The sequence below is a fragment of the Streptomyces smyrnaeus genome (genome assembly GCF_017676345.1).
GTDB lineage: Bacteria > Actinomycetota > Actinomycetes > Streptomycetales > Streptomycetaceae > Streptomyces > Streptomyces smyrnaeus.
In genome coordinates this window covers 302,051-323,539 of record NZ_JAFFZM010000005.1, presented here as the reverse complement: position 1 = coordinate 323,539, position 21,489 = coordinate 302,051, and the positions used below count along the sequence as shown (strand labels likewise).

General features: G+C 73.1%; 21 protein-coding genes. 10 read left to right on the top strand and 11 right to left on the bottom strand.

Features of this window, described 5'->3' with window-relative positions:
- Positions 1 to 75: 75 nt before the first annotated feature.
- Positions 76 to 975, bottom strand: coding sequence for a 23S ribosomal RNA methyltransferase Erm (gene erm, locus JW613_RS11160; RefSeq protein ID WP_209210624.1), 900 nt, complete (start codon positions 973 to 975; stop codon positions 76 to 78).
- 512 nt (positions 976 to 1,487) lie between these two features.
- Complete coding sequence (locus JW613_RS11155) at positions 1,488 to 1,799, bottom strand: hypothetical protein (protein WP_209210623.1); 312 nt, start codon at positions 1,797 to 1,799, stop codon at positions 1,488 to 1,490.
- A 207-nt stretch (positions 1,800 to 2,006) separates the two neighbouring features.
- Here JW613_RS11155 and JW613_RS11150 point away from each other — a divergent pair, with 207 nt between their 5' ends.
- The 3 genes from JW613_RS11150 (at position 2,007) to JW613_RS11140 (ending at position 4,580) form a co-directional block, all read left to right on the top strand.
- Complete coding sequence (locus JW613_RS11150) at positions 2,007 to 2,210, top strand: hypothetical protein (protein WP_099880351.1); 204 nt, start codon at positions 2,007 to 2,009, stop codon at positions 2,208 to 2,210.
- Between the two features lie 302 nt (positions 2,211 to 2,512).
- Positions 2,513 to 3,811, top strand: coding sequence for a radical SAM protein (locus JW613_RS11145; RefSeq protein ID WP_245225415.1), 1,299 nt, complete (start codon positions 2,513 to 2,515; stop codon positions 3,809 to 3,811).
- Between the two features lie 157 nt (positions 3,812 to 3,968).
- Positions 3,969 to 4,580: a dihydrofolate reductase family protein gene (locus JW613_RS11140; protein WP_209210622.1), complete on the top strand. Its 612-nt coding sequence runs from the start codon at positions 3,969 to 3,971 to the stop codon at positions 4,578 to 4,580.
- A gap of 25 nt (positions 4,581 to 4,605) precedes the next feature.
- On the opposite strand, the gene JW613_RS11135 is transcribed toward JW613_RS11140, so the two are convergent.
- Together JW613_RS11135 and JW613_RS11130 are read right to left on the bottom strand one after the other, a co-directional pair.
- Complete coding sequence (locus tag JW613_RS11135; RefSeq protein ID WP_209210621.1) at positions 4,606 to 5,118, bottom strand: DinB family protein; 513 nt, start codon at positions 5,116 to 5,118, stop codon at positions 4,606 to 4,608.
- Between the two features lie 90 nt (positions 5,119 to 5,208).
- Positions 5,209 to 5,778, bottom strand: a complete 570-nt coding sequence (locus JW613_RS11130; protein ID WP_209210694.1) for a Uma2 family endonuclease — start codon at positions 5,776 to 5,778, stop codon at positions 5,209 to 5,211.
- A gap of 251 nt (positions 5,779 to 6,029) precedes the next feature.
- Between JW613_RS11130 and JW613_RS11125 the strand changes: the two genes are divergently transcribed.
- The 4 genes from JW613_RS11125 to JW613_RS11110 all read left to right on the top strand — a co-directional run bounded on the left by JW613_RS11125 (position 6,030) and on the right by JW613_RS11110 (position 9,662).
- Positions 6,030 to 7,487, top strand: coding sequence for an FAD-binding oxidoreductase (locus JW613_RS11125; protein ID WP_209210693.1), 1,458 nt, complete (start codon positions 6,030 to 6,032; stop codon positions 7,485 to 7,487).
- A gap of 121 nt (positions 7,488 to 7,608) precedes the next feature.
- Entirely contained in the window at positions 7,609 to 8,406 is a 798-nt protein-coding gene (gene yaaA, locus JW613_RS11120; protein WP_209210620.1) for a peroxide stress protein YaaA, read from the top strand.
- 80 nt (positions 8,407 to 8,486) lie between these two features.
- Positions 8,487 to 9,131: a bifunctional 4-hydroxy-2-oxoglutarate aldolase/2-dehydro-3-deoxy-phosphogluconate aldolase gene (eda, locus tag JW613_RS11115; RefSeq protein WP_209210619.1), complete on the top strand. Its 645-nt coding sequence runs from the start codon at positions 8,487 to 8,489 to the stop codon at positions 9,129 to 9,131.
- 81 nt (positions 9,132 to 9,212) lie between these two features.
- Positions 9,213 to 9,662 carry a hypothetical protein gene (locus JW613_RS11110; RefSeq protein WP_307865863.1) on the top strand — a complete coding sequence of 150 codons (450 nt, stop codon included), beginning with the start codon at positions 9,213 to 9,215 and terminating at the stop codon, positions 9,660 to 9,662.
- Positions 9,663 to 9,714: 52 nt separating this feature from the next.
- Here the strand turns inward: JW613_RS11110 and JW613_RS11105 are convergent, their stop codons facing one another.
- From JW613_RS11105 to JW613_RS11095, 3 genes are all read right to left on the bottom strand, one after another.
- Positions 9,715 to 10,917: a bifunctional RNase H/acid phosphatase gene (locus JW613_RS11105; protein WP_209210617.1), complete on the bottom strand. Its 1,203-nt coding sequence runs from the start codon at positions 10,915 to 10,917 to the stop codon at positions 9,715 to 9,717.
- 163 nt (positions 10,918 to 11,080) lie between these two features.
- A complete protein-coding gene (locus tag JW613_RS11100) occupies positions 11,081 to 11,824 on the bottom strand; it encodes a zinc ribbon domain-containing protein (RefSeq protein WP_180289901.1) in 744 nt (247 codons plus the stop codon).
- Positions 11,821 to 12,750, bottom strand: a complete 930-nt coding sequence (locus tag JW613_RS11095) for a Nif3-like dinuclear metal center hexameric protein (protein WP_209210616.1) — start codon at positions 12,748 to 12,750, stop codon at positions 11,821 to 11,823. Before JW613_RS11095 ends, JW613_RS11100 begins: the two co-directional genes overlap by 4 nt.
- A gap of 214 nt (positions 12,751 to 12,964) precedes the next feature.
- Between JW613_RS11095 and JW613_RS11090 the strand changes: the two genes are divergently transcribed.
- Positions 12,965 to 14,350, top strand: a complete 1,386-nt coding sequence (locus JW613_RS11090; RefSeq protein WP_209210614.1) for a hypothetical protein — start codon at positions 12,965 to 12,967, stop codon at positions 14,348 to 14,350.
- Positions 14,351 to 14,699: 349 nt separating this feature from the next.
- Here the strand turns inward: JW613_RS11090 and JW613_RS11085 are convergent, their stop codons facing one another.
- From JW613_RS11085 to chsH3, 3 genes are all read right to left on the bottom strand, one after another.
- The gene (locus JW613_RS11085; RefSeq protein ID WP_209210612.1) at positions 14,700 to 15,674 is read right to left on the bottom strand and encodes a 3-oxoacyl-ACP reductase; all 975 of its coding nucleotides are present in this window, start codon (positions 15,672 to 15,674) and stop codon (positions 14,700 to 14,702) included.
- A gap of 36 nt (positions 15,675 to 15,710) precedes the next feature.
- Complete coding sequence (locus tag JW613_RS11080) at positions 15,711 to 16,802, bottom strand: Zn-dependent alcohol dehydrogenase (protein ID WP_209210610.1); 1,092 nt, start codon at positions 16,800 to 16,802, stop codon at positions 15,711 to 15,713.
- Between the two features lie 78 nt (positions 16,803 to 16,880).
- Positions 16,881 to 17,738, bottom strand: coding sequence for an enoyl-CoA hydratase ChsH3 (chsH3, locus tag JW613_RS11075; protein WP_209210608.1), 858 nt, complete (start codon positions 17,736 to 17,738; stop codon positions 16,881 to 16,883).
- 312 nt (positions 17,739 to 18,050) lie between these two features.
- On the opposite strand from chsH3, the gene JW613_RS11070 reads away from it, so the two are divergent.
- Positions 18,051 to 19,343: a sensor histidine kinase gene (locus JW613_RS11070; RefSeq protein ID WP_209210607.1), complete on the top strand. Its 1,293-nt coding sequence runs from the start codon at positions 18,051 to 18,053 to the stop codon at positions 19,341 to 19,343.
- The gene (locus JW613_RS11065) at positions 19,340 to 19,945 is read left to right on the top strand and encodes a response regulator transcription factor (protein WP_209210606.1); all 606 of its coding nucleotides are present in this window, start codon (positions 19,340 to 19,342) and stop codon (positions 19,943 to 19,945) included. The genes JW613_RS11070 and JW613_RS11065 overlap by 4 nt, the downstream gene beginning before the upstream one ends.
- A gap of 88 nt (positions 19,946 to 20,033) precedes the next feature.
- Here the strand turns inward: JW613_RS11065 and JW613_RS11060 are convergent, their stop codons facing one another.
- Positions 20,034 to 21,464, bottom strand: coding sequence for an MFS transporter (locus tag JW613_RS11060; protein WP_209210604.1), 1,431 nt, complete (start codon positions 21,462 to 21,464; stop codon positions 20,034 to 20,036).
- Positions 21,465 to 21,489 lie beyond the last annotated feature (25 nt).

The window sequence follows — 21,489 nt, the reverse complement described above, 5'->3', positions numbered from 1 at the left end:
GGCCCCGCCGCGCTGTCGGCGGGGCCTTCCGTCCACACGCAGCCAGCATGATGGTTACGGATGTTCAGGAGTCTGTCACTCGCCACTGACAGTCGTCCGGCGCCGGACGCGAGTGCCGCCCGCCTGCCGCCCGTTCGCGGTACGGGAGGTACGGGCGGTACGGGCGGTGAAGTGGTAGAGCTCCGCCCACTGCGTCGCCGTCAGCGATTTGGGCAGCGCGTCCGGGCGGACACCGTGACCGCGCAGCCAGCCGTGGATTCGGCCCCGGGACGGTCCACCTCCCTGTCCGCCACCGTGTCCGCCTCCGCTGCCGCGTACCGCCGCCGGAAGGATCTCGGCCAGGCCGCGGCCGGGGCCGGTGAACACCCGGTGGACGAAGTCCTGGTAGCGGTGCCGCTCATGGGAGTCCAGCAGCGGTTCGGCACGGCGGGTGAGCGTCATCAGTCCGCCGTCCACCCCGGGCCGGGGCCGGAAGGCCGCCGCCGGTACCCGCTGGATCAGCCGGAAGTCGTACCAGGGCCACCACTGCGCCGTCATCATCGTCGCGCCGCCCACGCCCGCGCGGCGCCGCGCCACCTCCCACTGGACGAGGAGCACCGCGTCGGTCCACTCGGACGCGTGCAGGATGCGGCGGAGCATCGCGGTGGTGCGGTGGAACGGGAGGTTGCCGGCCAGGACATGGGGTGCCCGCGGCGCTTTCCAGCGCAGGAAGTCGGCGTGCAGGACGGTGGTCGAGGCGGCCGTACGCCGCCGGAGGCGGTCGGCGGTGCGGGCGTCGGTCTCCAGTACGGTCAGCGGGCGGCCCAGGCGCTGCAGCGGCAGCGTCAGCGCGCCGTCGCCGCCGCCGATCTCGACGACGGGGCCTGTGGTTTCCGCGACGAGAGTGACGAAAGTGCCGATCGTGGCCGGATCGGTGAGGAAGTTCTGGCCGAGCTCGTGACGGCCTTCGTGGTGTCGGGTGCTGTGCCTGGGCACGGGGTCCTCCGCGGCTTCGTGGGAAGCCGGGCAGCACGACGGGCCGCCCGGCGCTGACGCGCTGAAGCGGCGGTTCTCCTGGGACGCTCGTGTGTTCCCGTCAGCTCCCGAAGGGGCGCTCGTGAGGAGAGTGGGCCGCCGCTAAGGGCGGCGGATCCGCGTGACGGCGCAGCACGCGGCGCAGGTGCAGGCCGCGCAGGCGCAGGAAGAGGCAGACATGAGGCGCACTGTAGGTGCTGTCCTCGGCAGCGCCAACTGGATTTCGGGCCCGTGGGGACGCCGGCTGCCGCGCGCCGCGGACCGCAGTGCGGCAGGCCCGGCGCACTGCGGTCCGGCGCGCCGGGCAGTCGCTCGTGGGGCCCTCTCGCGCAGGGCCCTCATACCCGGCGCCCTCTCCCGCCAGGTCCTCTCCCGGCAGGGCCCCACCCGGTGCCCAGCACGCAGGAAGGGCGCGGCTCCCACGTAGGCCGCGCCCTTCGTCTGCGGGACGGCTGCCGGATGGCAGCCGGCCGTCACATGCCGGGCATGCTCCCCGGCCCCATGGGGCTCATGGGGCGCATGCTGTCGTGCATGCCGTCCGTACGGCCCTGGTCGTCCATCCGGCCCTGCTGCTGCGGCCGCATGGCTCCCTGGTCCGCCGGCGAGGACATGGCGCCCTGGTTGTCCTTGGCCTGCTGCTTCGGCTGCTGGGCCTGCTGCGGCTGGGTCATGCCGTGGTCGTCGCGGCCGTTCTCGTCCTCGGGGCAGGCGGCCGCGGACCCGGCACCGGCGAGGATCGCGGTGGCGGCCAGTGCGGCGGCGGCGAGAACTGTGCGTTTGAGCATGGGGGGTGCCTTTCCTGTGGTGCCCCGGTGGGGCTGGTGGACCACCGAACACGTGCGGGCTGCCCAAGGCACGGTCCGGTCATTCAGGACGTATCCGCACTTCACCCGATGGCTCGTCACCCGGACGGAAGCCCTCGCAGCACCCTCGGCCCCTTCCGCCTCTTCCGCACAGGTGCGGACCGTTGGCCACAGTTGCACGCTGGAGGTATGACCCCACCCATCGTCGTGCACCCTCCGTCCGGAACCAGTGGACGGAAAGTGACCGCACACACCGAAAGTCTCGGCTTCGCACACCGTCCGGAGGACGTCGTGGAATTCCTGCGCCGCGCCGGGCTGGACCCGGCCGACATCCAGCTGGACGATCCCAACCTCATCGAGTGGCGCGGCGGCGGCCCCGACGTGTGGACGTAGCCGGCCGGCCCGCCGCGCCGCGCGTACGGCCGCCCCCGTACGGCCGCCCCGTAGGTCGTCCCTGCGTCGTCCCCGGCGAAGACGCGGGGACGACGTACGGAACAAGAGGCCAGGTGTGCGGCTCTTTCGGGCACCGGAGTACCGTCGGGTACGCCCCCGGGCCGCGAAGTGAGGAGCTTGATCACACCATGCCGCCAACGCCGACTCCCCTGCCGATGCCGTCCCCCGCGCCCTCGGGGCGGAACCGGCAGGGCCAGCGGGACCAGGAGCAAGGCAACCGGACCGCACTGGTCGAGGACCTGATGGAGCGCTTCCCGCACATCCCGCGGGAGGCCGTGCTGAAGGAGGACCTGCTTCGGGGCGGGATGGCCTTCGACGACTCGGCGCTCAGCGACACCGCCGACAAGGCGACGGGCGAGGTCAAGCCGAAGTCGTACTTCATCTTCTCCTTCGACCACCGCACCCTGCCCGAACTGGGCGAGGCCGCGCTGCGCAGGCCGCCGGAGGAGATCGTCCTGACGGGCGGCCCGTACGACCTGAGCCGCACCGTGGTCTCCGTACGGGTGAACCCGAGCTCGCCGTACCGCGTCCAGGCCGGCGAGGACGGCTCCCTGGGCCTCTATCTGGACGGACGGCGGATCGCGGACGTCGGTCTGCCGCCGATGCCGGACTACTACCGGCACACGCTCGCCAACGGGAAGTCCGTGATGGAGGTGGCACCCACCATCCAGTGGGGCTACCTGATCTATCTGACGGTCTTCCGGGTGTGCCAGTACTTCGGCGCCAAGGAGGAGTGCCAGTACTGCGACATCAACCACAACTGGCGCCAGCACAAGGCGGCCGGGCGCCCGTACACCGGGGTGAAGCCGGTCGAGGAGGTGCTGGAGGCGCTCCAGATCATCTCCGACCACGACACCCTCGGGGCCTCCAGCGCCTACACCCTCACCGGTGGATCGATCACCTCGCAGGTGCAGGGCAAGGACGAGGCGGACTTCTACGGGCAGTACGCCAAGGCCATCGAGGAACGCTTCCCGGGCCGCTGGACCGGCAAGGTCGTGGCGCAGGCGCTGCCCAAGGAGGACGTCAAGCGCTTCCACGACTACGGCATCCGCATCTACCACCCCAACTTCGAGGTGTGGGACAAGCGGCTGTTCGAGCTGTACTGCCCCGGCAAGGAGCGCTACGTCGGCCGCGAGGAGTGGCACCGCCGCATCCTCGACTCCGCGGAGGTCTTCGGGCCGCGGAACGTGATCCCGAACTTCGTCGCCGGAGTGGAGATGGCGGCGCCGTTCGGCTTCGACTCGGTGGACGACGCCATCGCCTCCACCACCGAGGGCCTGGACTTCTTCATGTCCCACGGCATCACCCCCCGGTTCACCACCTGGTGCCCGGAGCCGACGACGCCGCTGGGCAAGTCGAATCCGCAGGGCGCCCCGCTGGAGTACCACATCCGCATGCTGGACGCCTACCGCTCGGCGATGCAGCGGCACGGGCTGTCCTCGCCGCCCGGATACGGCCCGGCGGGCGCGGGCCGCGCGGTCTTCTCCGTCAGCTCGTTCATGGACACGCTGCCGGCGGAAGAGGGCGCGCCGGTCGCATGAGCCGGGCGGCTCCTCGCCGATGAGTTCTGCTGAGGGCTCCGGTCTTTCCACGGGAAGGACCGGAGCCCTTTCCGTGGACAACCGCGGAAGGCCACGCAAGGCCGTGGACAACCGCGCAAGGCCGCGGGGAACGAGAAGCAGCGAGGAGAGATGCACGATGGCGAAGCTGACACTGACCACCATGCTGTCGCTCGACGGCGTGATGCAGGCGCCCGGCGGGCCCCAGGAGGACCCCCGCGACGGTTTCGACCTCGGCGGCTGGGTGGTGCCCTACGCCGACCAGGGCATGGGTGACCACATCAGCACCTGGTTCGAACGCGCGGGCGCCTTCCTGCTGGGGCGGCGCACCTACGAGATCTTCGCGGCGTACTGGCCGCAGGTCGGCGACGAGGAGGACCCGGTGATCGCCCGCCGGCTGAACAACCTGCCCAAGTACGTCGCCTCCACCACCCTGGAGCACGCCGACTGGCAACACACCACGGTGCTCGGCGGCGACGTGATCGCCGCCGTACGGGAGCTGAAGCAGCAGCCGGGCGACGAGCTGCAGATCCACGGCAGCGGCGTACTCGCCCAGTCGCTGATGGCGCACGACCTGATCGACGAGTACCGCCTCCTGGTCTACCCGGTGGTCCTGGGCAAGGGGCACCGCCTCTTCCCGGAGGGCGCCGTGCCCACGGCGCTCCGCCTGCAGGCCACCGACGCCCTCCCTTCGGGCGTCACGATGCAGACCTACACCCCGGCGGGGCGGCCGACGTTCGGCTCCTTCTGAGGACCCGCTGCCGGTGGCGCCGCCCCTACCGCCCGGTGGCGCCGTCGGTCTGCTCGCGGAGGATGTCGGCGTGCCCCGCGTGCCGGGCCGTCTCCTCGATCATGTGGACGAGGACCCAGCGCATGGTGGGCGGTTCGGCGTCACGGAGCGAACGGGCGCCGGTGCGGTCCAGGTCGTCGCAGGCGGCGATGGTCTCGTCCGACGCGCGGATCGCCTCCTGGTACGCGGCGATCAGGTCCTCACCGGTCTCCCCCGGCCGGGGCGGTTCGTCGTCGTCCAGCGGCTGGTGGCCGAGCCCGGCGTACGCCCAGCCGAACCAGTTGCGCTCCACCCGGGTCAGATGCTTGACCAGGCCCAGCAGGCTCGTTCCGGAGGGGACGCCCGGGGCCAGGCCGACCTCGTCGGTGAGCCCGGCCGCCTTGGCGATCACCGCCTCCCGCAGATAGCCGAGGAACGCCGCCAGTGTTTCCTTCTCGCCGCCCATCGCATAGGGAGGCCCGACATCGCCACGCGCGGAAAATCCGGTCACATCAGTCATGCCGCCGACTGTAACCAGAATTGGCTGGCGGGGGTGCGGTGGTGCTGGTTGGCTTCCCGGGTGACCGTCACCCCGAAGGACCCCCTGCCGCTAGGCGAGGTCGGTTGTCTCCAGCGTCATGGAAAAGGGCTCCGGGAGCTCGATCTCCTTGCCGAACGGCATGGTGACGATCTGCTGGTAGTCGTCGTGGCCGGGTTCGCTGAAGAGGGTCACCGACCCGCGCTCCCGGTCGACGAGGAGGTAGAGGGGGATGTCGGCGAGGGCGTAGCAATGGCGTTTGACCTCACGGTCGCGGTCCGCCCGGAGCGAGGTCACCTCGGTCACCATCGCCACCCCGTCGGCGGGCATCCAGGGCTCGGCGCCCCGGAAGAGACGGCGTTCCCTCGGCGCCCAGGTGGCGTCCGGAATCACATGGTTCTTCGGGCAGCGGCTTCCGCGCTCAAGCTTGAGGCCCTTGTGCCCGGAGACATCCATGTCGGTGACGGACCTCCGTGTCACCTGTCTCATCACCACACTGATGCAGCCCTCATGGTCCCCGTCCGGCGGCGGCTTCACGACGATGTCCCCCTCGATGAACTCGGCCCGGTAGCCCTCGGGCGTATCCAGGGCCAAGAAGCCCTCCAACAGGAGCTCTTCCGGCGCAAGCGGCTCGTGTGCCATGGCAGTCATGTCGCGCCCTTTCCTCGGTCGCGGTCAGACTCAGCTGCCGCCCGCGTGGGTGCCGGGGGACGGGTCGCCCTTCACCCGATCGTGGAACCCCGGGTGCGAGCGGGCCGCGCTCCGCACGGAACCGCCTTACCCGCACATCCGTCCCCTCCCACGACGGAGTCGATCTTCGTCGCGGAGCAGGAGGACGGCCGGTGGTGCCGACGGGGCAGCAGGGGGCGGCGAAGGCGGCCGGAGGGACGTGGATGACGGGGCGTGGGCACGGGACGCAGCAGAACGCCGGGTGGACCGCGCTCGGTGAGGGGCTGGACGGGACGCTGCTGCGGCCCGGCGACCGGGACTTCACCGCGGCGCGCAAGCTGTTCAACCCCCGGTTCGACGTCGTACGCCCGGCCGCGGTGGCGTACTGCGCGGGACCGGGCGACATCGCCGAGTGCCTGTCCTTCGCACGCCGCAACGGCATACCCGTGGCCGTGCGCAGCGGAGGGCACTCGTACGCCGGCTGGTCCAGCGGCAAGGGCCGACTCGTCATCGATGTGCAGAAGATGGCGGCGGTGCAGGCGTCCGGTCGCCGTGCCACGGTGGGCGCCGGGGCGAAACTCATCGATGTCTACGCCGGGTTGGCGGCGCGCAAGCGGACGATACCGGCGGGCTCCTGTCCCACGGTCGGCATCTCGGGGCTCACGCTGGGCGGCGGGATCGGCGCCGTCGCCCGCGCCTACGGGCTGACCTGCGACAGTCTCACCGGCGCCGCGGTCGTTACCGCCGACGGCAAGCTGCGCGAGGCCACCGAGGACAGCGACGCCGATCTGTTCTGGGCGCTGCGCGGCGGGGGCGGTGGCAACTTCGGCGTCGTCACCTCGCTGGACTTCCGCACCCAGGTGGCGCCCACCTGCCAGACCTTCTTCCTGTCCTGGCCGTGGTCGCGGGCCGCGGCCGTGGTGCGCGAGTGGCAGCGGTGGGCTCCGGCCGCGCCCGAGGAGATCTGGGCGAACCTCCAGCTGTCGGCACCGGCCGGCGGGCGTCCGGGCAGCGCGCGGGTCGGCGGGCTGTCCCTGGGGGCGCGCCGGGAGCTGGAGAACCAGCTCGACCGGCTCGCGGGCCGGGTCGGGGCCCCTGCCCTGGACGTCTCGCTGCGACGGCACTCGTACCTGGACGCCATGAAGGTGATGGGCGGGGTGTCCGGCTGGACGCTGGCCCAGGCCCATCAGCGGGGCACGCTGCCGGGCCGTACGAAGCGGGGGAAGGTGGCCCGCGAGTCGTACGCTGTCCGCTCCGACTTCTACACCCGCTCCCTCCCCGACGCCGGGATACGGGCGCTGGTCGACCGCGTCGAACGGCTGGCCGGGCTGCGGGACGGGGGCGCCGGTGGCGTCGCGCTCGACGCGCTGGGCGGCGCGGTGAGTCGGCCCCGGCCGGACGCGACGGCGTTCGTGCACCGGGACGCGCGCTTCCTCGCGCAGTACCTCGTCTCCTGGCCGGACGCCGCGGACGCCGAGACGGTGGCGGGCCACCGCGGCTGGCTGGACGGCACCCATACGGCGATGCGCAGGTGGGCCAGCGGCTTCGCCTATCAGAACTGCCCCGACCCGGCGCTGCGCGACTGGCGGCGTGCCTACTACGGCGCCAACGCCGACCGGCTGGCCAAGGCCAAGGCGGTGTACGACCCGGATCGGGTCTTCGCCTTCCCGCACGCCGTGTGAGCGCCCCGGAAGGGTGCCGTCCGCCCCGGCCCGTACGCTGGGGATCCCGGCCGGAGGCCGGGGAGGCGCACCATCGCCGGATCTGCGGCGACGCTGTACCGAGGAACCGAGGAGAAGTGCCGTGCTCGTGCTGTTGCCGCCGTCCGAGGGGAAGGCCGAGGGCGCCAGGGGCCGTCCGCTGGAACTGGACTCGCTCTCGCTGCCGGAGCTGACGCGGGCGCGGGAGACGGTGCTGGACGAGCTGGTGGCGCTCTGCCGTGGGGACGAGGACGACCGGGAGAAGGCGCGCGAGGTGCTGGGGCTCAGCCAGGGGCTGCGCGGCGAGGTCGTCAAGAACGCCCGGCTGCGCACCGCGCCGACCCTGCCGGCCGGCGAGATCTACACCGGTGTGCTGTACGACGCGCTGGGGCTCGCCACCCTCGACCCGGCCGCCAAACGGCGCGCCGCCCGCTCACTGCTGGTGTTCTCCGCGCTGTGGGGGGCGGTCGGGATCAAGGACCGGATTCCCTCCTACCGGCTCTCCGGCGGGGTGAAACTGCCCGGCATCGGTGCGCTGGGCCGCTTCTGGCGCGGCCCGTTGGAGTCGGTGCTGCCCGAGGCCGCGGGCGGCGGCCTGGTGCTGGACCTGCGCTCGTCGGCGTACGCGGGCATGTGGAAGCCCAAGGGCGACCTGGCGCGGCGCACCGCCACCGTGCGGGTGCTGCAGTCGCGGCTGGTGGGCGGGGTGGAGAAGAGGTCGGTCGTCAGCCACTTCAACAAGGCGACGAAGGGCCGCATCGTCCGCGCGCTGCTGGAGACGGGCGCGGCACCGAAGACCCCGGCGGCGCTGGCCGGGACACTGCGCGAGCTGGGTCATGTCGTCGAGGGCGACGACAAGCCGGGGGCCACGGCGCTGGACGTGGTGGTGACGGAGCTGTAGCTCCGGCTCGGCCACAGGCATGTGTTGCGCGCAGTGCAACGGCTGTTGCGCAGCCTGCTACTGCCGGGCACGATACGGGCATGCCTCCAGCGCCCTCCGCCTCCCCTTCCGTGCTCGATCTCGCCCCCGTCATCCCGGTCGTCGTACTGGAGGACGCCACCGACGCCGTGCCGCTCGCCCGGGCGCTGGTCGGGGGCGGGCTGCCCGCGATCGAGGTGACACTGCGCACCGAGGCCGCGCCGGAGGCGATCCGCGCCATCGCCGACGCCGTGCCCGAGGCGGTCGTCGGCGCGGGCACGGTGCTCGATGCGGAGAGCGTGCGCACCGCCGTGGCGGCCGGTGCACGCTTCCTGGTCAGCCCCGGCTGGACGGACACACTCCTGGAGGCCATGCGCGCCTCCGGCGTGCCGTTCCTGCCCGGCGTCTCGACGACCTCGGAGGTCGTGGCGCTGCTGGAGCGCGGGGTCACACAGATGAAGTTCTTCCCCGCCGAGGCGGCAGGCGGTACCGCCTATCTGAAGTCCCTGGCCTCGCCCCTGCCCCGGGCACGCTTCTGCCCCACCGGCGGCGTCACGGCGGCCAACGCTGCCGGCTATCTGGAACTGCCCAACGTCGCCTGCGTCGGCGGTACCTGGATGCTGCCGCAGGACGCCCTCGCGGCCAAGGACTGGGACCGGGTGCAGGCGCTGGCTGCCGAGGCGTCGGGGGCCGCAGCCGCCCGGTAGATTGCCTCCATGGCGAGGCAAAGCACTGGTGGGGGCTCCGGGCCGATATGCCCCGGCTGCGGTGGGACACAGACGCGCCCGGTGGCCGAGGCACGCGGCAAGGGCGGTCTGCGCAACGATCTGCTGACGCGGCTGGCACCGGGTCCGCAGAAGGCGGGCGACGGCTGTCTGCACTTTCTGGAGGGCATGGTCCTCACCGGTATCGGCGTCGCCCTCGCCTACGCGGGCACCGAGCAGGACAAGCCGCTCTACCTCGCGGGCGGAGTCGCGCTGGCACTGGTGTGTTTCCTCGGCACCCTCGCCGTCGTGCGCGGTGATCGCCGCGAACGTGCGGCCGAGACCGCGGGTGCCGAGCGCGCCGCTCGCGTGTGGGACCCCGCGTTCTACTGCCACGGCTGCGAGTGCGTCTTCTGCCCCGGCGGGGTCCCCTGGCAGGGGGCGCTGACGCCGGAGCAGTTCAAGAAATTCGTGTGGACCGAGGCGGGCTACGCGGACCAACTCACGGGCCCCGCCAAGGAAGCGTCCCTTTGACGAGTGCCCCTTCGACGAGCGTCTCTTCGACAGGGGGCGCGGCGACGCGGAGTCAGCGCAGATGTCCCGTGTCGTTCAGCAGCCGCAGCGAGGCGTTGCCGTCGGCGTAGTAGGCGACGGCGGACAGCGACGCGGCGGACAGCTCCATGCGGAACAGGGACTCGGGCGGGGCGCCCAGGGCGAGCCGGACCAGCGTCTTGATCGGCGTCACATGGGTGACCAGCAGCACCGTGCGGCCCGTATGGCGGGCGAGCAGTTCATCGCGGGCCGCAGCCACCCGCCGGGCCACCTCCTCGAACGACTCACCGCCCCCCGTGGGCCGGGCGGCGGCGGAGGCCAGCCACGCGTCGAGGTCCTCCGGGTGGCGCTCGCGGACCTCCGCGAAGGTCAGGCCCTCCCAGGCACCGAAGTCGGTCTCGCGCAGCCCCTCGTCGGTGCCGACGCTCAGCCCGAGGCGGTCCGCGACGGCGGCGGCCGTCTCCTGGCAGCGGCGCAGCGGAGAGGAGACCACGGCCTCGACGGTGCCGCGTGCGGCCAGCGCCTCGGCGACGGCCGCGGCCTGCCGCAGCCCCACGGCGGAGAGTTCGGGGTCACGGCCGCCGCTGCCGGAGAACCGTTTCTCGGGCGTGAGGGGCGTCTCGCCGTGCCGGAGCAGTACGAAGGTGGTGGGTGTACCCAGGTCGGGGCCCCAGCCCACGCGGGCGGCGGGAGCCGTGGGGCCCGGGTCGGTCGCGGCGGGCTGCGGTGCGGGCACCGTGCCTCCCACGGCCCCGGCGTCCGACGCCGTGTCGAGCTCCGCGCGGGAGGCGCCCGCCTCCCAGCGCTCCCCGCGCCCACCGGCGTCCATCGCCTCGTTGGCGAGGCGGTCGGCGTGCTTGTTCTTCTCGCGCGGGATCCACTCGTAGGTGACGGCGTCCGGCGGGAAGACGGCGGCAGCCTCCATGGCGAGGGGGCGCATGTCGGGGTGCTTGATCTTCCAGCGGCCCGACATCTGCTCGACGACCAGCTTGGAGTCCATCCGCACCAGCACCGCCGCGTCCGCGTCGAGCTCGTAGGCGGCGCGCAGCCCGGCGAGCAGGCCGCGGTACTCGGCGACGTTGTTGGTGGCCCGGCCGATGAACTCGGCGGCCTCGCGCAGGGTTTCGCCCGAGGCCGCGTCCTTGACGACGGCGCCGTATCCGGCCGGACCCGGGTTGCCCCGGGAGCCGCCGTCGGCCTCGACGACAAACGTGCGGCGCGCCCGAGCGCCACTCACAGCGTCCCTCCGTTCGCCCCGCCGCGGCAGCGGCTCCTGTCACTGCCGCCCACGCGGCAGCGTGCCGGCATCGTCGCCGACTGCACCCCGGCAGCCGCGTGCGCTCCCCCTGGGGGCACCTCCCAGCGGTAGCTGGGGGACTCCGGCCGAGGGTGCCCCCAGCTCACAGTCCGGACTCCGGGGTGCGCACCAGGATGCGGCGGCAGTTCTCGCACCGCAGCACGGCGTCGGCGGGTGCTTCGCGGACGTCGTTCATCTCGGTGATGTTCAACTCCAGGCGGCAGCCCTCGCAGCGCCGCTGGTAGAGCTTGGCCGCTCCGACCCCGCCCTCGCGCTCACGGATCTTGTCGTAGAGCTTGAGCAGCTCGTCGGGGACGGCGCCGGCGACGGTGTCGCGCTCCTTGCGGACGCTGCCGAGCTCGGCCTCGATCTCCTGGAGCGCGGCGTCGCGGCGGGCGGTGGCCTCCTGCAGCTTGGCGCCGACGGACTCGACGCGCTCGCCGTGTTCGGCCGCGCGCTCGGCCGCGGACTCGCGGCGCTCCATGACCTCCAGTACGACGTCCTCCAGATCGCTCTGGCGCTTGGCGAGGGAGGCGATCTCGCTCTGCAGATTCGCCAGGTCCTTGGGGTTGGTGACCGCGCCGGAGTCGAGACGCTGCTGGTCGCGGGCCGCCCGCTGACGGACCTGGTCGACGTCCTGCTCCGCCTTGGTCTGTTCGCGCGCTGTGTCGCTCTCCTCGGTCTGCGCGGCCACGAGCAGGTCGCGGAGCTGGGCGAGGTCGGCCTCCAGCTGCTGGATCTCCTCGTGCTCGGGCAGGGTCCTGCGCTTGTGCGCGAGCTGCGTCAGGCGGGTGTCGAGTGCCTGGACGTCCAGCAGGCGGATCTGATCGGCGGGCGCGGCATTCAGTTGGGGGCTCCCGGGGTGAGGTCGTTGTCGGTCAGTGCGGTCTGCTGTGCCATGGACCGCCCGGAGAAGGGTGTCTCCTGCGGCAGCGAGGGGGCGTGCGCGGTCCACGGGTCGGTGACGGTGCGCGAGACCTCGGTGCGCAGGTCCCAGCCCTCCCGTTCGGCGACGGCGTCGAGCTGCGCGGCCGCCTGCTCGCACCAGGGCCATTCGGTGGCGAAGTGCGCGGCGTCCAGCAGGGCGAGCGGCGAGTGCTCCCGGGCCTCGGACGCGGGGTGGTGGCGCAGGTCGGCGGTGAGGTACGCATCGACGCCCGCGGCCCGTACGGCGTCGAAGAGACTGTCGCCGGAGCCGCCGCACACGGCGACCGTCGAGATGGTCGCGGCGGGGTCGCCGGCGGCGCGGATGCCCTGTGCGGTGACGGGCAGCGAGGCGGCGGCCTGCTCGACGAAGTCGCCGAGCGCGAGCGGGCGCTCCAGCTCGCAGATCCGGCCCAGGCCGCGCCGCCCGGCGGGGTCGGTGGGGTCGGGCACCAGGGGGCGCAGCACGCGCAGCCCGAGCGCTCCGGCGAGCGCGTCGGAGACGCCGGGGTCGGCGGTGTCGGCGTTGGTGTGGGCGACGTGCAGTGCGACACCGTTCTTGATCAGGGTGTGGACGACACGGCCCTTGAAGGTGTCGGCGGCGACCGTGGTGGTGCCGCGCAGATAGAGCGGGTGATGGGTGACCAGGAGCTCGGCGCCCTTGGCGACGGCCTCGTCGGCGACCTGCTGTACGGGGTCGACGGCGAACAGGACACGGCTGACGCGCGCCTGTGGGTCGGACACCTCGCCGCAGACGGTGCCGACGGCGTCCCACTGCTCGGCGCGGTCGCGTGGCCACAGGGTGTCGAGCGCTGCGATGACTTCGGAGAGTGTGGGCTGTGCTGGCACGGGGGCAAGGCTACCTGTCCACGGCCGCGGCGCCGTCGGCCCGGTCGGCGCCCGCCCGGCCCGGGGCGGGCGGGCGCGGGAGGGCCGTCAGCACACTCCCGGGCGCCTCGCAGCGGAACGCCGTATTCGGTCACCCGTCCGCGTGAAGCGGTGCAACTGTCGCTGTTCGACTGCGAGTACGACGCCTAGCTTCGTCACCGGAGGTGATCGAGGCATGACTGCGAGTGCTGCCAGGGTCATGAACGAGAGCTTCACGGTCGCTGCGGACGGCTCCTACGCCGCCAGGCTCACCACGCAGCCCGGCACGGAGCTGTGGTATCCGGAGCGCTGGACGCTCGACGGCCCGGAGCCGTACGCGGTGCCGCTGCCCGTGGAACAGCCCGAGGAGGCCGACAGCGGCGTACTGCCGCTCGCGGACGGACGGGTGCTGATCGCCCGCCGGGCGCAGGGACGTTACTCCTTGGCGCTGCTCTACCCCTCGGGCCCGGAGACCGGTGAGCGACGGCTGGGCACCGTGGAGACGGACGAGTTGCGGCTGCTGCCCCCGGCACCCTGCGGCGTCCGCGCCTACGCCCTGGCCCGGGAGCCGGACGGCCGCGCCACCGGCGTCTGGCTGGTGGCCGACGGCTCCTGCCGCCCGCCTGTCCGGGTCGCGCGCCTGGGCGGCCGGTGCTCCGGTGGCGCCTGGCTGGACCCCGAGGGCCGGCTGCTCGCCCTCGACGCCGCGGGCCCGGACGGCGAGGGGCCCGTCAAGTCGGTCGCGGTGGACCTCGGCGCGGGCGGCGAGGTCTCACCGCTGCTGGAGATCACCGAGGAGAGCGACGACCGGCTGCTGCTGGCCGACCGGGACAGCGGCCTGCTGCTCGTCCGCTCGAACGCGCCGGGTGAGGAGCGGCTGGGCTGGGGCGTGCTGGGCAGCCACCGCCCGGTCCGGTTCCCCGAGGCGCTGCACCCAGAAGACACCCGGCTGACGCCGATCGCCGTGCAGCCCGGGCAGACGCTGCTGCCCGAGCGGTGCGCGGTGGCGCTGCGCGTGGACCCCGCGCCAAGGGTGCCGTGCGGGCTTTCGGGACCCGGGGTTCCGGCAGGGGCCTGGCTGGCCGTGTGGCGGCCGGGGCTGCGGGAGTTGCGGCACCTGGCCGGCCCGCCGGGGTGGCTGACGGGGCACGCGCTGTGGACGGCCGACGGCGAGCTGCGCGTCCCCTGTTCGACGGCGCACAACCCGTGCGGGCTGGCACGGATGCGCACACCGCTGCCGGACGAGGAGGAGGGCGGCGCCGCCGACCCCCCGTCCGGGCCGCCGCCCGCCCCCGCGCCCGCTCCCGGACCGGCCCTCGGACCGGCGCCTGGACCGGCACCCGGACCGGCACCGGGTGCGCCGCCGAGGGCGGCCGAGCGGGCGGAGCCGACGGCTCCGGCCGGTGGTGACGTCACGGCTCTACAACATCGTGATCACGGAGTACCGCCGTCCGGACTGCTGGGTTCCATGGTGCGCAGAAGGGTTTCCGCAGGCAGTGCCCGCTCGTTCGGGGCCGGGGCCGAGCCGGTGCCCAAACCGGTCCCCCTCCAGCAGGCCCCGTTGGCCAGCGGAACGGCGTGACCGGCCGGTGAAACGGATCGAGAGGCGCTCGGTCAGGTCGATAAACTCCGCCGGGTACGACGGCAGAGCAAGAGATTGACGGAGTGCCATCACGATGTCGAACACCCAGACCGAGACGCCCAGCGACACGCAGACGGCCGGCGAGGGGACTCACCGGGGGAAGCACAGGGGGGAAGCCGCCGCACATGAGGAGCAGACCGTAGCGGCCCGGGGGCGCCACCGCCGCCCCGAGCCCGCACAGTAACCGGCGGGGCGGGCGGACGGCTCGTCGCCCACCCCGTGCGAGCACGTGACGAGCCCCGGCCCGCCGCCCGGAACGGCGCGGCGGGCCGGGGCTTCGCCGTCCGTGTCAGTCCTTCTTGAGGCCCAGCACCTCGACCGCGGCGAAGTTCTCCTGCGCCGAGCGCTCGGCGAAGTACGGGGTCAGCCGCTCGTCCAGTTCCTCGACGGTGAACATGTCCTTGCCGGTGTCGAACTTGGCGGCCACCTTGGGCCGCTCCAGCAGCGCCACCGTACCGCCGTGCACCACCAGCACCTGCCCGTTGATCCGGGCCGCCGCCGGGGAGGCCAGATAGCCCACCAGCGGCGAGACATGTTCCGGCGCCAGCGGGTCGACGCCGTCCGCCGGTGCCTCGATCCCCTGGAAGACGTCCTCGGTCATCCGGGTGCGCGCCCGCGGACAGATGGCGTTCACCGTCACCCCGTACTTGGCCAGCGCGCCCGCCGTGGAGGTCGTCAGACCGACGATTCCGCCCTTTGCCGCCGCGTAGTTGGGCTGGCCCGGTGAGCCGGCCAGGAAGGCCTCGGAGGAGGTGTTGACGATCCTCCCGTAGACGGGTCCGCCCGCCGCCTTCGCCGCCGCGCGCCAGTGCGCGGCGGCGAAGTGGGTGGTGGCGAAGTGGCCCTTGAGATGGACGCGGACGACCGCGTCCCACTCCTCCTCGCTCATCGAGAAGATCATCCGGTCCCGCAGGATGCCCGCGTTGTTGACCAGCACCTCCAGCGACCCGAAGGTGTCCAGGGCCAGCCGGACCAGCTCGCGGGCCTGTGCGAGGTCGGCCACGTCGCCGTGGTGGGCGACGGCCTCGCCCCCAGCGTCCCGGATCTCGGCGGCGACCTGTTCGGCGGGCGTCCTCGCCGCCCCGCCGCGGCCTTCCCCGGTTGCCGGGGACCCCGAAGGTGCTCCCTGGCCCGCCCCCGCCACGTCGTTGACGACGACCCGTGCGCCCAGCCGCCCCAGCTCCAGCGCCTCGGCGCGCCCCAACCCGCGCCCCGCACCGGTCACGATGGCGGTCCTGCCCTGCAAACAGCCCTGCGCAGACATACGGTCCTTCCTCGGTGGCTCGCGCTCGCGGTCGCGCTAGAGGGAGATGCTGGTGCGGAGCGCCTCCCCCGTGCGCATCTGGTCGATGGCCTCGTTGATCTCTTCGAGGCGCACCCGGTGGGTGATCAGCCCCTCCAGCTCGATCCGCCCGGCGCGCCACAGCGCCACCGCGCGGTCGTAGGACCGCAGCACGTCGCCGCCGCCGTAGAGGGAGGGGAGGATGCGCTTCTCGTCGAAGAACAGCTCGAACATGTTGAACTGGAGCTGGTCGTCCATGGCGCCCGCCCCCACCACGCACAGCGTGCCGCCGCGCCGGGTGGCCTCGTAGGCGGTGCGGGCCGTCGCCGATCTGCCGACGACCTCGAAGACGTGGTCGAACCCCTCGTCCGCGGTGATCCGGCGCTTGGCGTCGGCGAGTTCTTCCGGCGCCACCGCCTCCGTCGCACCGAAGCGCAGCGCGGCCTCGCGGCGCCCGGCGACCGGGTCGACGGCAACGATATGCGCGGCCCCGCAGACCCGGGCCCCCTGGATGGTGCTGATGCCGACGCCTCCGCAGCCGATGACGGCCACCGACGTGCCGGCCTCCACCCGTGCGGTGTTGAAGACCGCTCCCAGCCCGGTGGTGACACCGCAGCCGATGAGCGCGGCGACCTCGTACGGCACGTCGTCCGGTACCGGCACCGCGCAGGGCGCGTCGAGGACGACCTCTTCGGCGAAGGTACCCGTGCCGGCGAAGCCGAAGACCTCCCCTTCGGCGGTACCGCCCGTGGTACGGCGGAAGTTGGGGGTGCCCGCGTTCATGAATCCGGCCAGGCACAGATGGCGCTGGCCGCGGCGGCAGGCGGGGCAGCTGTTGCAGGGGGGCAGCCAGCACACCACGACGCGGTCGCCCGGCGCGAGGTGGGTCACCCCCTCCCCCGTCTCCAGCACTTCGCCCGCCCCCTCGTGTCCGGGCACGAACGGGGCCGGCTGCGGCAGCACTCCGCTCATCGCGGAGAGGTCGGAGTGGCACAGTCCGGTTGCCTTGATCCGGACCCGCACCTTGCCGGGACCGAATGCGGCCGGCTCGATGTCGTCGACGACTTCGAGTTTGTCCTGGCCCGTTTCGAGCAGTACCGCTGCGCGCATGGTTCAGCTCCCATCGAGGTTGTGGGCGAAGGTTCCGCCGGGGCGGGTTCCTCCCGGTGGCATGCGACCGCGGGGCGGCTAGCCGTAGGTCACCACGCCGTCCCCCAGTACCGGCGCGTCCTCCCGCTCCGGGACGGTCGCGGTCAGCTGGAGGCGCCCCTCGTCCAGGTGCCAGGCCCGCACCCGCAGGCTCTCACCGGGGTGGACGATCCCCGCGAACCGCACGGAGTACGACGAGACCCGCGCCACGTCCCCGTCGAGTGCGCCGTCCACCACGGCCTTCAGCGCCATCCCGTACGAGCACAGCCCGTGCAGAATGGGCCGGTCGAACCCGGCGAGCCGGGCGAAGTCCGGGTCGGCATGCAGCGGGTTCCAGTCGCCGGAGAGGCGGTACAGCAGCGCCTGGTCCTCCCGGATGGGGCGCTCGGCGACGAGGTCGGGGTCCCGCTGCGGGGGCTCCAGCCGACCGGAGGGGCCGCGCTCGCCGCCGAAGCCGCCTTCGCCGCGGACGAAGATCTGGGCCCGGCTGGTCCACAGCGGGCCGTCCTCGTCGGCGACGTCGGTGCGCAGTACGAGGATCGCGGCCTTGCCCTTGTCGTAGATGTCCGCGACGCGCGCGGTCGCGGTGGCGTGGCCGTCCACGGGGATCGGGCGGTGCAGCTCGATGGACTGGGTGCCGTGCAGCACGGCGGCCAGGTCGACCTCGATGCCGGGCGCCGAGAGTCCGCCGACCACACCCATGCCCGCACCGGCGACGGTGGCGAACGACGGCAGGACGTGCAGCCTGCTCTCCAGGGTGTAGCGCAGTTCGGCCGGGTCGGTGGCCGGCACACCGGCGCCGAGTCCGAGGTGGTAGAGCTGGACGTCCTTGTGGCCCCAGGAGATCTCGGTGCTGCGGGGCTCGGCCGCGAGGGCCTTCGCTACGTCGATGGGCATCGGAAGCTGGGCTCCTTGTCGCTCGGGCCTGTGGACGAAGACCCTGGCCCGGCCGTCCGCACCGTCGGCCGGGCCAGGGCCGCTGGGGACCGGCCGGACGCCCCCGGAGAACGGCCGCAGTAGAACACGTTCTCATCGATCGGCTACCTGTATAACGCAGTCCCCTGGACAAGGGAAGAGCTGACGCACCGTCAGCCGATGGGCCGGCGCGGCCGGTGCCGCGCCACGGCCGGATCCGGTGACATTTGTCCCACCCGGCCGCCCACATTCGTATCTGCCCAGCTCACGGCAGCGCGCCGTACCGTCGACGCCATGACGACAGCAGTAGGCGTGACCACGACGGCGGTGACGCGGGCGCGGCCCGCGCGGGACGGCAAGGGGCCGGGAAAGTACACCTTCCTGCCCTGGCTCTTCCTGGGACTCGGCGCGTTCTCCCATGTCATCGAGGGGAAATCCGGGAACCCATGGGTCGGCGGAGCGGCGCTGCTCGCCTTCAACTCCCTCTACATCTTCGTCGTGTTCGCCGCCTTCGATCCGCGCCGCCGCGACGGGCGTGCTCCGCTGTACGGACTCGCCGGACTGGCCGCCGTCACCTTCGCCGTGGCGCTGGGCTACGGCGGCTCATGGATGATGTTCTTCCCGCTGCTCTCCCTCGCCTCGGGAACGGTCCGGCAGCTGTGGGGCAAGCGGCTTCCGGTGTGGGTGCTCGCCCTCAGCTGCACCGCCGGGGCCCTCACCGGCTGGGACCACGGCGACGGCGACCTCTCGCACGCGGTGTCCGTCGGCTACGGCACGCTCGTCTCCGGGCTGGTCACCGCGGCGGTGCTGAGCCTCTTCGACACGGTGCGGCAGCTGGAGGCGACCCGGCAGGAACTGGCCCGCGGCGCGGTCGAACGGGAGCGGCTGCGCTTCTCCCGCGACCTGCACGACCTGCTGGGCCACACGCTGTCGGTGATCGTCGTCAAGGCCGAGGCCGTACGGCGGCTGGCGCAGCGCGATGTGCGGGCGGCGCTCGCCCAGGCCGCCGACATCGAGGCGGTCGGCCGGCAGGCGCTCACCGAGATCAGGGAGGCCGTGAGCGGCTACCGCGACGGCAGCCTCGACAGCGAGCTGGAACGGGCGCACTCGATGCTTCAGGCGGCGGGGATCGAACCCGCCGTACGGCGCTATGGCCCGCCGCTGCCCCCGCAGACCGAGGCGCTGCTGGGCTGGGTGGTACGGGAGAGCGTCACCAACACGGTGCGGCACAGCGGGGCCGCACGGTGCGAGATCGAGGTGCGCGCCGCAGCCGGCCGGGTACGGCTGACGGTCACCGACGACGGGTGCGGCCCCGCCACCGCGCAGGCGACCGGCGCCGAGACGAACGAGGGCGCGCGACCCGCGGGTACGGGGCTGAAGGGGCTGGCGGAACGGTTGGCGGCCGCCGGGGGGACGCTCGACAGCGGCGCCGACGGCCGGCGCGGCTTCCGCGTCGTCGCCGAACTGCCGCAGGACGCGGAGACGGCCGAGGGCTCCGCGGCCGGCGAGGATGCCTGGAGCGGGGGCGGCGCCTCGGCGGCGGCGCACGGTCGGCTCGCCACCGACGGGGAGAGGGGAGCACGGTGATCAAGGTCCTGCTCGCGGAGGACCAGGGCATGATGCGCGGCGCGCTCGCCCTGCTGCTCGACCTGGAGGACGACATGGAGGTCGTCGCGCAGGTCGCCTCCGGTGACGAGATCATGCGGGCGGCGCTGGACGCGGAGCCCGACGTGGCGCTGCTCGACATCGAACTGCCCGGCCGCAGCGGGCTGGACGCCGCGGCGGAGTTGCGCGAGCGGCTGCCCTCGTGCGCGGTGCTGATCCTGACGACGTTCGGCAGGCCCGGCTATCTGCGCCGCGCGATGGAGTCCGGGGCCCGCGGCTTCCTCGTCAAGGACGGGCCCGTCGAGGAACTGGCCGGAGCGATCCGCAAGGCGCTGGCGGGCGAACGCGTCATCGACCCGGCGCTGGCCGCGGCGGCCCTGAGCACCGGGCCCAACCCGCTGACGCAGCGGGAACGCGAGGTGCTGTCCGCCGCCGCGGACGGCTCGACCGTGGCGGACATCGCCGCCCGGCTGCATCTGTCGAGCGCGACCGTGCGCAACTATCTGTCCGCCGCCATCGGCAAGACCGCCACCCGCAATCGGATGGAGGCGCTGTCCGCGGCCCGCCGCAACGGATGGCTCTGAGTCCTCGTCCGCTCCGAGGAGCTCGCCTGCTCCGATGAGGGGCTGCCCCTGCCGGAGCGCTGCCCCGGCTGCGCAGGAAGTGCGAGCCCTAGTCCTTCACCGTGCGCGGCAGCGCGATCAGCATGAACAGCACACATACGCCGAGCAGTGCGGCGCCCGCGTAGAAGGCCGTGCCGTATCCGGCGGCCAGCGCCGCGGGGGCCTCGTCGGAGCCGGTGCGGGCCGCGGCGACCGTGGAGAGCACGGCAAGTCCCAGTGCGCCGCCCATCGTGCGGCCGGTGCCGAACAGCCCCGACAGCAGGCCCGCCTCGCCCGGGTCGTCGGTCGCGGTGGCGATGGTGGCCAGCGGCGTCGCGGCCAGCCCGGCGCCGAGCGCCATCAGCACGCCGGGCCCCAGCAGCGTCGTCACATAGGCGCCGTCGGCATCCATGGTGCCCTGCCACACATAGCCCAGCCCCGCCATCGCGGAGCCGGCGACGGCAAGGTGGCGGTCGCCCATCCGCGCCATCAGAAACGGTGCGATCTTGGAGCCCAGGACGATGGCCAGCGAGTGCGGCACCAGCGCGAAGCCGGCCTGCAGCGGCGTGTAGTGCAGCACGTTCTGGGTGTAGAGGGACAGGAAGTACCACATGGCGAACATCGCCAGCCCGTTGATGAAGATGGCGACGTTGGCCGAGGAGACGGCGCGGCTGCGGAACAGCCGCAGCGGCACCAGCGGTTCGGGGGAGCGGGCCTCCACCGCGACGAACAGCGCGAGCATCAACAGCCCGGCGGCCAGCGGGCCCAGTGCGCTGGGCGCCGTCCAGCCCGCGCTGTCCGTCCGTACGATGCCGTAGGCCACGGCGCCCAGGCCCAGCGTCGCCAGCAGCGCGCCGGGCACATCCAGCCGCCGTACCGACTCCTCGCGGCTCTCGGTCAGCCACACGGCCGCCGCCGCCAGCACCAGTACCCCCACCGGGACGTTGATCAGCAGGACCCAGCGCCAGGACAGTGCGTCGGTGAGCACACCGCCCACCAGCCCGCCCGCGGCACCGCCGCCCGCGCCGACCGCCGACCAGGTGGCTATCGCCTTGGTACGGGCCGGGCCCTCCGGGACGGAGGTCGTCAGCAGGGTGAGAGTGGCGGGCGCCAGTATCGCGGCACCCATCCCCTGGACCCCGCGGGCCGCCAGCAGTTGCCAGGGCTCCTGGGCCAGGCCGCCGGCCAGGCTCGCGGCGGTGAACAGCGCGAGCCCTGTCAGGAAGACCCGCTTGCGGCCGAACAGGTCGGCGGCCCGGCCGCCGAGCAGCATCAGCCCGGAGAAGGTGAGGGTGTAGGCGTTGACCACCCACTGCAGGCCGGTCGCGGAGAGGGAGAGGGTGTCGCGCATGGAGGGGAGTGCGACGTTGACGACGGAGACGTCGAGCACGACGAGGAACTGACCGGCACACGCGGCCAGTACGACCGCCCACAAGCGGGGCGCCTTGGCGGCGGAGCCGGATATGGAGGGGGAACTCGCGGGCTGTGCGGTCTGCGGCATGCGCGTAGTGTGACACCTGGGCGGG